Source organism: Ruegeria sp. CH6, from assembly GCF_056537005.1.
The window spans coordinates 1-12,345 of record NZ_JBQFQS010000003.1 but is presented as its reverse complement, the minus strand read 5'-3'; the positions used below and the strand labels follow the sequence as shown (position 1 = coordinate 12,345).

General features: G+C 52.8%; 15 protein-coding genes. 12 read left to right on the top strand and 3 right to left on the bottom strand.

Annotation, left to right across the window (positions count from 1 at the left end; translation table 11 throughout):
* Positions 1–20: 20 nt before the first annotated feature.
* From ACR0CW_RS08575 to ACR0CW_RS08560, 4 genes are all read left to right on the top strand, one after another.
* Positions 21–782 (top strand): hypothetical protein, encoded by a 762-nt coding sequence (locus ACR0CW_RS08575; protein WP_480787475.1) that lies wholly within the window; start codon positions 21–23, stop codon positions 780–782.
* A gap of 98 nt (positions 783–880) precedes the next feature.
* Entirely contained in the window at positions 881–1,090 is a 210-nt protein-coding gene (locus tag ACR0CW_RS08570; RefSeq protein ID WP_480787474.1) for a MerR family transcriptional regulator, read from the top strand.
* Between the two features lie 183 nt (positions 1,091–1,273).
* The gene (locus ACR0CW_RS08565) at positions 1,274–1,612 is read left to right on the top strand and encodes a hypothetical protein (RefSeq protein ID WP_480787473.1); all 339 of its coding nucleotides are present in this window, start codon (positions 1,274–1,276) and stop codon (positions 1,610–1,612) included.
* Positions 1,613–1,650: 38 nt separating this feature from the next.
* The gene (locus ACR0CW_RS08560) at positions 1,651–2,004 is read left to right on the top strand and encodes a helix-turn-helix domain-containing protein (protein WP_480787472.1); all 354 of its coding nucleotides are present in this window, start codon (positions 1,651–1,653) and stop codon (positions 2,002–2,004) included.
* Here the strand turns inward: ACR0CW_RS08560 and ACR0CW_RS08555 are convergent.
* Complete coding sequence (locus tag ACR0CW_RS08555) at positions 2,001–3,476, bottom strand: hypothetical protein (RefSeq protein WP_480787471.1); 1,476 nt, start codon at positions 3,474–3,476, stop codon at positions 2,001–2,003. The genes ACR0CW_RS08560 and ACR0CW_RS08555 overlap by 4 nt on opposite strands.
* 248 nt (positions 3,477–3,724) lie before the next feature.
* Positions 3,725–4,261, bottom strand: a complete 537-nt coding sequence (locus tag ACR0CW_RS08550) for a hypothetical protein (protein ID WP_480787470.1) — start codon at positions 4,259–4,261, stop codon at positions 3,725–3,727.
* A gap of 179 nt (positions 4,262–4,440) precedes the next feature.
* Between ACR0CW_RS08550 and ACR0CW_RS08545 the strand changes: the two genes are divergently transcribed.
* Both ACR0CW_RS08545 and ACR0CW_RS08540 read left to right on the top strand, forming a co-directional pair.
* Positions 4,441–5,073: a hypothetical protein gene (locus ACR0CW_RS08545; protein ID WP_480787469.1), complete on the top strand. Its 633-nt coding sequence runs from the start codon at positions 4,441–4,443 to the stop codon at positions 5,071–5,073.
* Between the two features lie 65 nt (positions 5,074–5,138).
* Positions 5,139–5,522 (top strand): hypothetical protein, encoded by a 384-nt coding sequence (locus ACR0CW_RS08540; protein ID WP_480787468.1) that lies wholly within the window; start codon positions 5,139–5,141, stop codon positions 5,520–5,522.
* Between the two features lie 228 nt (positions 5,523–5,750).
* Here the strand turns inward: ACR0CW_RS08540 and ACR0CW_RS08535 are convergent, their stop codons facing one another.
* Positions 5,751–6,713, bottom strand: a complete 963-nt coding sequence (locus tag ACR0CW_RS08535; protein ID WP_480787467.1) for a LysR family transcriptional regulator — start codon at positions 6,711–6,713, stop codon at positions 5,751–5,753.
* Between the two features lie 159 nt (positions 6,714–6,872).
* Between ACR0CW_RS08535 and ACR0CW_RS08530 the strand changes: the two genes are divergently transcribed.
* From ACR0CW_RS08530 to ACR0CW_RS08505, 6 genes are all read left to right on the top strand, one after another.
* Entirely contained in the window at positions 6,873–7,889 is a 1,017-nt protein-coding gene (locus ACR0CW_RS08530) for a TRAP transporter substrate-binding protein (RefSeq protein WP_155142163.1), read from the top strand.
* Between the two features lie 67 nt (positions 7,890–7,956).
* Complete coding sequence (locus tag ACR0CW_RS08525; RefSeq protein WP_155142165.1) at positions 7,957–8,493, top strand: TRAP transporter small permease; 537 nt, start codon at positions 7,957–7,959, stop codon at positions 8,491–8,493.
* 17 nt (positions 8,494–8,510) lie between these two features.
* Positions 8,511–9,851: a TRAP transporter large permease gene (locus ACR0CW_RS08520; protein ID WP_155142166.1), complete on the top strand. Its 1,341-nt coding sequence runs from the start codon at positions 8,511–8,513 to the stop codon at positions 9,849–9,851.
* A gap of 18 nt (positions 9,852–9,869) precedes the next feature.
* Positions 9,870–10,364, top strand: coding sequence for a universal stress protein (locus ACR0CW_RS08515; RefSeq protein ID WP_155142168.1), 495 nt, complete (start codon positions 9,870–9,872; stop codon positions 10,362–10,364).
* Between the two features lie 26 nt (positions 10,365–10,390).
* Positions 10,391–10,777 carry a nuclear transport factor 2 family protein gene (locus tag ACR0CW_RS08510; RefSeq protein WP_155142170.1) on the top strand — a complete coding sequence of 129 codons (387 nt, stop codon included), beginning with the start codon at positions 10,391–10,393 and terminating at the stop codon, positions 10,775–10,777.
* A gap of 37 nt (positions 10,778–10,814) precedes the next feature.
* Complete coding sequence (locus ACR0CW_RS08505) at positions 10,815–12,218, top strand: NAD(P)/FAD-dependent oxidoreductase (protein WP_480787466.1); 1,404 nt, start codon at positions 10,815–10,817, stop codon at positions 12,216–12,218.
* Positions 12,219–12,345 lie beyond the last annotated feature (127 nt).

The following is a 12,345-nucleotide window of genomic DNA, read 5'->3' as shown; positions in this document are numbered from 1 at the left end:
CTGATTTGAGAGGATAGACTGTGATTTCGCCCATCGGATTTAGACCCGTACTAGATATACACGCTTTGGCCTGGCAAATGGCGCTAGGCTTGGCCAGTGAAGCTTTCGATACTGACCGGCGAAATTTAAGCAGCGATGAAGGCAGTCCCGAACATTTGGCGGAGTGGCAGGCTATGCTTTCAAACTACAATAGGCGTAAGGAAATACTCCAAAAAACGATGGTGGATAGGTTTTTGATTGAGCTTCCAAGAATATTTGTTGCGTCAATTGAGGGATTAATTCTTGAGGTCAGTAAAACGGTCGTTCTTCCTAACGCTGATGAATACTTGGACGACGATGATTTCCTAGCCAATAGGGACGCGAAGTATAGTTGCGTTGATACCGAATACTGGATGATTGACTATCAAAAACTTGAAGGAGAACGTGACAGAATTCGTGAGCTTGTAGAGCCGATGTTGGAATACGAGACCGTTCGATATGAAGAAAATCAGCGAATATTTAAATATGTTAAGCGATTTGATGGTTGGTCGCTTTGCATTCACGAGGCTGACTTCCCCAAGACTGGAAATGTATTGAGGGACTTGTTGAAACAAAACCCTGACTACGATGAGAATAACAAAAATGCTACTAAGAAAATTCTCGCCCTAACAAACTCTGGAAAGTTGACTAAGGCTGAAGTTAAAAACCACTTTCCAAACCTGTCGGCTAGGAAATTTGAGTTCTACTGGAAATTAGCCGCAGAATCTAACCCTGAGCTGTCAAAGCCGGGAAGGAAATCATAACAGCGTATCGAAACGTTTTCTAATCATGATGTCTATTTCGTGAATGTAACGAGCGTAATTTAAGTCCATCGAAACTGTTCCTAAGAGAGGAAATAGCGATGGCTAACATTTTTGACGAAGATAGAATTTTCTTCCCGGAGGACCCGGAGCTGCGTGTTCTGGGCACTGTGGAGAAGCTTGCCCAATGGCGGCACCGCAATCGTGGGCCAGCCTTTATCCGCATCGGGCGGCGTATTGGGTATCACGGAACCGACCTAAACGCCTACCTTTCCTCCCAGCGCGGAATCCCCGATGGGGAAGCCGCTTAATGAAAAACCCCAACTCCGCACGCGGGGTCAGGGCCTTTCCAGTGACATCAACTGCCACCCTAGCAAGTTCAGTAGATGCCATGACGGGCCACGACCCTGCAACACAAATCGAACGGCGGTTCCGCTGGTGCGAGCAAAGTAACTCCGTTCAATCTCTCAAAATCCGAAAAGGAAAAATCGAGCATGGCTAATCACTGGCACAGCAATCGGACGCAAATTTACTGGACCTGTGAGGCTCTGGTTCAGGGGCGCACAATCAACCACATGGATGAAATCGGCGAGGTGCAGGGATGGCGACTTGGCGCAATCATCCACAATCTGCGGCGCAATTATCACTGGCCAATTCAGACGGACTACAGGGGGCCGGAACGCATTGCGCACTATCGTTTGCCAGCACGTTGTGATTGGCGTGCACTGGACTTTCCGAGGTCCGCAAAAGCACTGCGTAAGGAACTCAAGTGCTCGGTGAGCGTTGCTGCAGATTTCGGAGAACCAGACGCAGACACTCCGGATGCCGGCTGAACATGGGGCGGAGCAAGCAAAAGTCGGAGGGGCAGTATGTGCCTCTCCCCTACGCTCAGTTGCGCAGCGATGCCTGGCGCAGTCTATCGGGCGCAGCAGTGCGCCTCTGGTTAGAGCTTCACACACGCTACAACGGCGGTAACAACGGCGCCCTGACGCTATCCTATGCCGAGGCCGGAGAGTTGCTGGGGATGGGCAAGGCAACCGTTCAGCGGGCCTACAAAGAGCTGGTGCAGCACGGATTCTTGGTACTGGAAAAGGAAGGCAACTGGTATCACCGCAAAGCCCACGAATGGCGGCTCACAACGAAGCCAATGCAGCGGACAAAAGGGCGTGAAATCGCATCGAATGACTGGCGGCATTTCCGAGGTAAGAAACGTCGGGTGGCTTAAATTATCAGTTCCGTTATTCCCGCGATGAGGCCCGCCTGCATACTTCGCTTAACAGCAGTTTTGCGGGCCTCTTCACTGAGAACACTACCGTCCAAAAGCACCCGCACATTTCGGGCCAACGACACGATTCCGGCAAATGCGATTGTGTCCAGGATTTCCGGCTCTGCGTCCGTGGCGAGTTTCTCCGTTGCGCTGTCGAAGTCGCGAGAAAGTTGCTCGTTAGAAATGCCAGTGGATGTAAAACCATATTCCTCGGCAACCTCAGACGTGGTCATTGCTGGGGTGTCTTCGTATTTTTCAAAATGAGCTTCAACATAGGCTCCATATGAGGTCGCCTTAAGTTGGAATTCTCGGATTTCTCCTGTTTCCACGTTAATGACTTGAACATCAGCACCTGGGTGATTAGTGGCCTCAAACAACTCGACACGAAACTCATCGCCGTCGCTGTTTTCCGCTCGAGCAAATTGCAACTCGTGAGCGATGCCTTTCACGTTGTTTTTGAAACCTTGCAATTCAGCGGGTGAAAATGCCTGTACATGTTCTGCAATCTCTTCATTTGTCATTTCAGACAAATCATTGGATGAACGTCTAATGGCATCCATCATGTCTTGCTCGGCAAGAGTGAATTCGTGTGGGCCGTCTGAAAGAAGGTTGAAGATAAGCGCTGAACTAAGGCCAACGACTAGCGGTTCAGTGAGCGTAGATTTGTGTTTGGCGAAACCGCGAATAAAACTCAATTCGGTGAATGCGTTCCTGTACCAACGGCGCTGCATAATTGGCCACACTTGGGAAGTCAGAAGTACTTCAGAGGCTTTTTCGACAAGGGGGGCGAACGCGTCTTCATTCAGCGCTGACGCCTCTTTCGGCGTGAGAGCTAGTCCTCCCTTTTCTGCTTGGCGAAGCCCGATAGCTAAAGCACTACACGCATCAACCAGCTGCTTTTCAGGTTCGGACAAGTCTTCCAGTTTTCGTGTTTGACCCAATAGGTACTTATTGGCCAGCGGTTTTACGGCAAAGGGTGCGGCAACTGCACCTGCGACGGCTGCTCCGCCAACAACAAGCGTTCCCATTGCAACAGAGCCACCAATCCAAGCCAAAGCACTAGATGTAAACGCTGCACCACCCAGGCTGCCTATCGCGGTTCCGGTTGATGCTGTACCCACCAAAGCCGCAACAGAGAAAAAAGAAACGGGAACCGCAGCGCCTGCTAGTTTGCTAGAAGCAACAGATACCGCTTTGCTGGTCCACCCGCTCTCGTTCACTACGCAGTCAGAAAGCTGTTCACATGCATACGCTGCGCGGCCAAACCAATTGGCTTCATCCAGCGGTTTCTGAGAGTCTAGGTATTCTTCGAATTGAACTTTCGACCAATCAGCAAGGGCGTAGGAGTTTTCTTGAACTTTAGAAAGGGCGTTTGATGAGACATCCCAAGCTTTGTCCGTAAGCCATTTAAACCTATAGTTTGACACCATTTTTGGTTCTTTCTCAAACGTGCTGGGGTTAACGTGGTCAGGTACCGTGAAAGATACAACCCCATTAGATTTTTTTTGCGGTTCTAGTTTGAAACTACAGAGCGTCCTGACGGTTCGATTTTGAAACCCAACACGTAGGTATCGCCCCAATCTGAAACCCGTCCAAACAAAATCGGAAACTTCCTTGGGTTTCGCTTCGGAACACTAATACTAACCACTCTCATTACCGCAAAGCCGGATGAAAATCTTCAAATTTTAATACCGAAAATATCGGTTACACCCCAGCTCATGCATGTCTTTGGATTTTCATTGTCGTGGTCGCAGAATTCCAAGTCACGGACATCTTCCGGTTCCACATCGGGGAGCGCTACGCTGAATTCTGTAGACTTGCGTGGTTCTATCCAGAGGAAAGTGTCGGTTGAAAATTTGCGTTCTTTTCCGTCGGCGTCATACGTATAGAAGGTTAAGACAACCCATGTAGTTACATGGCTTGTTTTCTTGTTCTCCAGTGAACCTTCTAACTTGACTGCACCTCGTTCAAAAGAAGGACCAGCGCGACCTGTAGCAAAGTCGCTCTCGTAAAGCCGTTTCTGAAAGCGTGCACTACATGCGTTGCGAGTGGTTTCGGCGGTTACCAATTCACTTGCAGAGTATGCGACGCAAGATTCTACGCCTTTGAGAGTTCCGTCGCGAAGCGCTTCATTCGCAGTCTGCTTCACGGACTGGAAATCATAAATTAGGTATGCAGCACCACAGATTGCTACCAATATCGCGAAATTTTTCATTTGCTACCTTCGTTTGTGAACTAATGAACGGGCCTTGTCATCCTATCGACCTAAAATAGCTTGGCCGATAAGTAACCAATCGGCGTGGAGCTTGTAAGCCTCCGCTGTGTTAATTGGCGGAATATGTTAAGCTTTTGTCGAAATTTCCCAAATGATTTCGGTAAAATTTGAGGCTTGAAATGGGCGGGATTGGTAGCGGGCGCCACTGGCGCTGGAACGAGAAAGCCACAACGGATTCCATGCGGAGCTTGGACATCCGACGCTGGGCGAGAGAGGGCTTGCTGGTTCCCGGCCAAGCTTTCGGTTGGCAATGGAGCCGTGACGGTGAACAGGTCGCCGGCATCAACGTGGACGTTAAGGCTGATACAGTCCTGTTGCGTTATCGGTCTAGGCGCGCTGGAGAAGAGTGGCAGGACATGAACTACTCCGTTCGCCTTCTATCTCAGCCCTGTCATTTGGGTGGAGTTCGGCAGTGGTTTGAGTGTCCCGCACGTGGCTGTGAAAAACGCGTGGCGATTTTATATGGTGGGCAGATTTTTGCATGTCGCCACTGCCACCAGTTGGTTTATCCATCTCAAAGGAAAGAAGACTGGCAGCGTTTGATTGCTAAGATTGAGCGAGTTAAGGCCAAGTTGGGCTGGCTCGATGAGCACGCGGCGTTTCTCAGAATGAAACCAAAGGGCATGCATCAAAGGACTTTCCATCTTCACACGAAAGAACTTGACCTATTGGAATTAGAGGCGTCTCGAGCTTTCGATTTTGCATTTAAGAGATTGAAAATAAAAGATGTTCCCTCTATCGAGCTTGATTGAAAATCACGGGCTCAGGAATATCACCTGGCCATCGTTAGCAAATAGAGGCGGCGGGCAAGACTTAGATGTTGGATTGGATATTAAATCTGTACTCGATCTTTTCAACAAATCAGCGGGTTGCCCTTTTTTTAGGGTTGGCACTAGTTCTGATCACCTACCTTACGTCCGGTGCATCCCACGCAGGTTTTGTAGCAATCGGTTCAGCTCTGGTCGTGTTGTCCGGTTTCGCGATAAACATAGACAAAACTTGGGGCGCCGGAATCATTGTTGTGGTGTACCTTGGGTATTGGGTGCAACCTAATTGGGAGTGGGCCAGCAATTTGTTATTCGCTTTGTTAAATGGTATGGAATGCGGGATTGAGGATATGGAGAAGAGCGGGCAACTTAGCCATCAATCTAACATGAAAGAATGTAGCTCTATGCTCGACCCAACCAACGGGAATGACTAAGTTTAACATAGTAAGTGCCCACCAACTTGGCGAAACAAGTACCTCCCCCCCCCCTTGAGTCTCTGGGTGGTGCGAAATGTGGTACATGCAGAAGGTCGCCTGATAAATTTATTATTTTTCAAATTATTATGATGAATGTTAGGCGGCCTTCGTCTCCGCCATCAATCTTTTTATTCTGACTTGTTTTATCCCGCTTAGGGGCTGGTGTGGCGCGAATGGGTTGCCACTTTACCGCTTTGCGGTTGAAACCCGTTTTACCTCGCCTTCTCGATTGACTGAATGCTCCTGCATCAAGACGTCGAGAAACAGCTTGGACACGCGCGTGGGTGCTGGTTGCTTGCGAGTCGCCGCTGCAAATCGGGTCCGATACCGAATTTCGTCTGGCAGCACTCTCTTCATGACCCCGCCATCGACGAATTCCTGCGCTAGGTGATCTGGCAGAAAGCCGAGGTATCGGCCGGACAGTATCAGTATGGCCAGCGCTTGTTCGCTCTGTACTTTAGCCGCCCGGCGAAAGCCCAACTGCTGACCAACAATCAGGTTGGGCGAATTCACGCTCAGACCAGCATAGTTGAACCGGCGCAGGTCGCCCTTTCCAAATTCGGTATCCGAAGCGTCAAACAGAGGATGTTCCTTACCGCAATACAGGAACATGTTCTCACCATAAAGCGGCGCGTACTGAAGACTGGCGGATGGTCGGTGCAGTGCGATAATCCCGACATCCAGATGCCCGCTAATGACCATGGTTTCGATGACGTTGGGCGGTTCCAGCGACAGTTCGATCTGCACGGCTGGGGCCGCTTCGTTGAACTTGTGGATGGCCCGCGCCAGGTGAGATTCCGGGTTTGAGGCGCATTGATCAAACAGTGCAACGCGTATCGTTCCCGCCATTTGTTGTTTGATTTCGTTAACTTCGGTCCTGAAGTGAGAAACGGATATCAGTAGGTCCTCAGCCGCGCGCAGTACCTTTCCACCATCTTCGGTCAGTGAGAACCCCGAAGGCCCGCGATTGCACAACTTCAGATCGAGCCGCAATTCCAGATCAGAGATGTGTTTCGAGATCGTGGATTTGCCGATATTCAGCTCGATTTCAGCAGCTGACAATCCACCGCTTTCCACAACTGTCTTGAAAATCCGCAACAACCGAATGTCGGTATCTCCGATCCGTGTCGCAAGCGATTTGTGCTTCATTCTCAAAGTTCGCTATCTATGAAACCTATCGCGCAAAGTTTAACAACCAAGAAACACTCGACACAAGTTAGTTTCATGCCGCCGAGGCAGAATCGGACTGGTTTAATCTCTCCCCAGGCCAGCGCGCACCTCGAAAACCAGACATATGGGAGGACATCCATGTCATTCATCAATAAGCTTGGCACATTCACCGCTGCAGTATCCATGGCAGCGCTGATGGTTGCTGGCGCAGCTGACGCGAAGAACTTCAAGATCGCGGTCGGCGACAGTGCGGGCAGCCCGCAGGAAGCAACCGGCAAGTTCTTTGTCGAAGCACTGGAAGAAAAGTCGGGCGGCGCCCACACCGCCACGCTGTTCCTGAACGGTCAGCTGGGTTCGGAACAGGACACCGTGAATGAAGCGGCCATTGGTACGCTGGACATGTCGCTGCTGGCGATCAACAACGTCACGCCGTTCTCGCCTTCGGTTGGCGTCTTCACGCTGCCTTACGTGATCCTGTCGCTGGAAGATGCCGAAACCCTGACCCAGGGTCCGATCGGCCAGGAGCTGACCGAAAACACGCTGCGTGACGCAGGTGTTCGCATCATCGCGTGGACCTACACCGGCTTCCGTCGCCTGACCAACTCGAAAAAGCCGGTCACATCCGTTGCTGACCTGCAGGATCTGGTCATCCGCGTTCCCAAGAACGAAATCATGATCGAGACCTACAAGTCCTGGGGCATCAACCCGACTCCGATGGCCTGGTCGGAAACCTTCACCGGTCTGCAGACCAAAGTTGTTGACGGTCAGGACAACCCCTACATGACCATCAACGCGATGAAGTTCTACGAAGTACAGGACCACGTCACCAACCTGCGCTACATCTTCTCGATCGAACCTCTGATCATCTCTGAGGCTGTATTCCAGAGCCTGAGCGAAGAAGACCAGCAGATCATTCTGGAAGCAGGTCAGGAAGCGACCCTGAAATCGGCTCAGTTCCTGCGCGACTCGGAAGCAGCGATCAAAGAAGAGCTGGTCGCCAAGGGCATGGAAATCGTCGATCCCGAAAATGACGAAGCCGAGTTCATCGAACTGGCAACCACTGCCGTATGGCCTCAGTTCTACGAGTCGATCGGTGGTGTTGAGAAACTGAACGCAGTTCTCGAAGCCATCGGCCGCGACCCGGTCCAGCAATAATCGCCGCAGAGCGAGACAGGGAAGAGCGCCACGGCGCTCTTCTCATTTCAGGGAGGAGTGAAACCACATGTTCTGGAAATTTCTGGACAATATAGAAAGCGTCATCTGCCGGATACTGCTGTCCGGTTTCGTCTGTCTGCTGTTCGTGCAGATCGTCGCACGCGAAGTCTTCGGCTTTTCGGTCAGCTGGATTGAGGAACTCTCAGTCTATATGTTCGTCTGGTTCGTCTATTTCGGCGCCAGCTACGCTGCTCTGAAGGGCGCTCATAACCGGGTGACTTTCCAGTTCAAATTCCTGCCTGACGGTTGGATCAAGTATATCGAAGCCTTTGCCGATCTCTTCTGGCTCTTCTTCAATGTCTACTTCCTGTATCTGGCGACGGACTTCGTCTTCAACAAGATGAACAAGTTCTGGAAGTCCCAGACCCTGGGCGTTGAGATGAAGTACATATACATGGTGCTGCCCATCGCCTTTGCGCTGATGACCGTCCGCATCATTCAGGTGAACTATCGCCGCCTGATCAAGGGTGAAGACATCCATGATCCTGATCAAATCGACCTCGACGAAATCAAAGCTGCCACCGAAGCAGCCAAGCACGACTGAGGCAGGGAGGAAAAACCATGGAATCCGAAATCGTCACAATCCTGTTTGGATCGTTTCTTCTACTGCTACTCATCGGCGCACCGATCACGGTTGCTCTGGGCGTGGCATCGCTGTTCTCGTTCCTGTATCTGGGCGATAACCCAATCAAATTCGTGCAGATCGCCTTTACCTCGGTGGGTGCTTTCCCGCTTATGGCGCTTCCTGCGTTCATTCTGGCCGGGGCCCTTATGGAGGCCGCCGGTATCTCAAAACGCCTGATCAACGTCGCTGAAAGTCTGGCCGGCCCATTCACCGGTGGTATCTCGGCGGCGACGGTCATGGCCTGTCTGTTCTTCGGCGCCATTTCGGGCTCGGGCCCGGCAACAACCGCGGCCGTCGGGATGCTGATGATCCCGGCGATGATCGACCGCGGCTATGAGCGCGGCTATGCCTCTGCCATTACCGCTTCTTCCGGCGGCCTCGGGATCATTATTCCTCCCTCCATCCCGATGGTGATCTTCGGCATTGCCGCGCTCGGTATGGCACCGCCTGTTGAAGCAGTCGAGAAGTTCGGGACCTTCCAGTCGGTTTCGATCTCGAAGCTGTTCATCGCGGGTTTCGTTCCGGCCTTCCTGATCGCCACCAGCTTGCTGATCCTGAACTATTTCATGTCCAAAAAACGCGGCTACAAAGGTGTTGCCGAAGGCTGGTCGATCCGCCACGTGGGCTGTGAAATGTACCGCGGGTTCTGGTCGCTGATGGCGCCGCTGGTAATCCTGGGTGGTATCTACACCGGCTTCTTCACTCCGACCGAGGCCGCAATTGTCGCAATCTTCTATACGCTGTTCATCGGCGTCGTGATTTACCGCGAACTGACCTGGCAATCTCTGTTCCAGTCGCTTGAAGCGACCACATGGCTGACCGGTCGCGTCCTGCTGATCCTGTTCACTGCAACGGTCTTCGGGCGTCTGCTAGTGGAAAACCAGATCCCGGCGATCATCGCGGACTCGATGCTCAGCTTCACTGACAACCTCTATGTCATCTGGGCGCTGATCATCTTCTTCCTGCTGTTCGTTGGCATGTTCATGGAAACACTGGCGACCATCCTGATCCTGGTTCCGGTAATGTTGCCGGTGGCCTATTCGGTAGGTATCGACCCGATCCACTTTGGCGTGGTGATGGTCTGTACGCTGGGTATTGGCTTCCAGACACCGCCGCTGGGTGAAAACCTGTTCATCGCGTCGGGTATCTCAAACATCACGATCGAACAGATCTCGCTTCGTGCGCTGCCCTTTGCGGCCGCCAACACGATCGCGATCTTCATCATCGCCTTCTTCCCAGAACTGTCGCTGTGGCTTCCACGGCTGCTTGGCTACTAACCCGGAAAGGATGACGACATGAAACAAATGGTAACCAACATTCTGTTTGCCACTGACTTGTCAGAAAACTCGGGTCACGCCCTGCGACATGCGGCCAGTATTGCGCAGGCAACCGGAGCCGAGATCCATGTCCTTCACGTCAACGAGCCGCTGTCGGATGACGCCAAGATCACGATGGAAATATTCATCCTGAATGAAGAGACCCGCAAAACTGCAGCTACGCGCCGTCACGAGATGGTGCGCAAGGTGCTGGCCGAGCGACAAGCCAAGTTCTGGGCACAGTTCGAAGGCGAAGATGCCAAGATCCGTGAACAGGTGACCTCGATCGAGGTCACCGACGGACATCCGGCCGAAGTCATCCTGCGCCGCTCGGTCGAACTGGGCTGTGACCTTGTCGTGCTGGGCGCACATGATCACGGCTTCTCTCACACATTTCTCGGCACCGTCGCCAAACGCGTTTTGCGACGGTCCAAGATTCCAACGCTGATCGTCCCACATCCGGACGAGACGTAACCAACCCACTCAAAAGGAAATATACCATGAGCAAAACCCTGACCGCGCAGGACCTGGCCGACACGTTCGACGCGTTCAACCGTCACGATATTGACGGTGTGATGACCCATTTTGCGGACGACTGCGTGTTCTACACCGTTGCCGGTGATGAAAAATATGGCAACAAGGTTGAAGGTGCAGAAGCCATCGCAGCTGCGTTCTCTGGCGTCTGGGCCGGAATGAAGGACGCGCACTGGGATCACCACAGCCACTTCGTTCACGGTGACCGTGCAGTATCGGAATGGACCTTCTCAGGCACCGATGCCAATGGAATGCGGATCGAGGCCGAAGGCGCCGATCTGTTCACCGTTCGTGACGGAAAAATCATTGTAAAGCAGGCGCTTCGCAAAACGCGCCCGATGTTCAAAGCCTGATCCGCCGCCCTGCGCGCAGCCCCGGAGAAAAACAAGAATGGTGGACAACAGCATCCCGCGTCACTGGCCGAAGACCAGTTATGATCCGAAATACGACCCCATCACTGATGCCGGTCCAGGTCATAACCGCGACCACGCGCCAACATACTGGATTGGAACCGCAGGTGAACCGCCTGCGGATGATGGCCCTGTATCGGGCGATATGGAGGCGGATGTTGTCGTCATCGGCTCGGGCTATACTGGCCTGTCCACCGCCATTCACCTTGCCAAAGAACACGGAATTCAGGCCGTCGTTCTGGAGGCAAACACCGTGGCCTGGGGCTGCTCGACCCGCAATGGCGGGCAGGCCCAGATCTCATCCGGGCGTCTGAAGCGGTCTCAGTGGATCCAGCGCTGGGGCGTCGAGACAGCAAAAGGAATGCATCGCGAAGTTTCCGAAGCATTCGAGTTGTTCAACGATCTGATCGCCAGCGATGACATCAACTGCGATCCGCAGCCGGGCGGACATTACTACATCGCACATCGCGCCAAGGTCATGCCGGGGCTCGAAAAGGAAAGTGCGCTGCTCAACGACACGTTCGGCTATGCCTCTCGCATCATTGGACGCGACGAGCTGCACGCCGAACATGTCCGCGACATGGAGGCTCATGGCGCGATGTGGGAGCCGGATGGCACCTGCATCCACGCTGGAAAGCTGGCGTTTGGCTATGTCAACATGGCCCGCCGTCTGGGCGTCAAAATCCATACTGGCAGCCCGGTCATGGGATGGGAAACCAAAAACGGTGTGCACCATCTGCGCACGCCTGGCGGTATCGTGAAGGCAAAGACAGTTGCGCTGGCGACGGCTGGCTACACGCCTCCGGGCCTGAGCAACAAGACCAAGCACAGGCTGATGCCGATCCTGTCCAATTCGCTGGTGACGCGCCCGCTGACTCAGTCCGAACTGGACGAATGCGGTATTCAGACAAAATCCCCGCTGACCGATACGCGGACATTGCGGCATTACTATCGTTTGCTGCCGGACAACCGGATGCAGATTGGCAGCCGATCGGCGGTAACCGGTCGGGACGCCGAAAACGACAAGCACCTTGAGCTTCTCAAGAAAGGCCTTGCGCGCAAGTTTCCAGCTCTGGAAGACATCAATCTGGACTACTCCTGGTGGGGCTGGGTTGATGTCAGCCACGACATGATGCCGCGTATTTTCCAGCCCAATCCGGATGAGCGCGTCTTTTACGCGATGGGCTATGGCGGCAATGGTGTTATGTACTCGGCACAAGCCGGGCGCCGTATGGCGCAGCAAATCGCGGGTGTGAAGGATGAGGTGTTCAATCTGCCCATTTTCACATCCCCACTACCCAGCCACGGCCTGCTGACACCCTTCCGCCGGTTGGGTCAGCGCTTTGCCTACGTTTGGTATTACCTCAAGGATGAAGTGGTCTAAGAACCACACCGACACTCACTCATAAGGAACGAACTCATGAAGATGACGACAGAAGAGGCCTTTGTTAAGGTATTGCAGATGCATGGTATTGAGCATGCGTTTGGTATTATTGGTTCTGCGATGATGC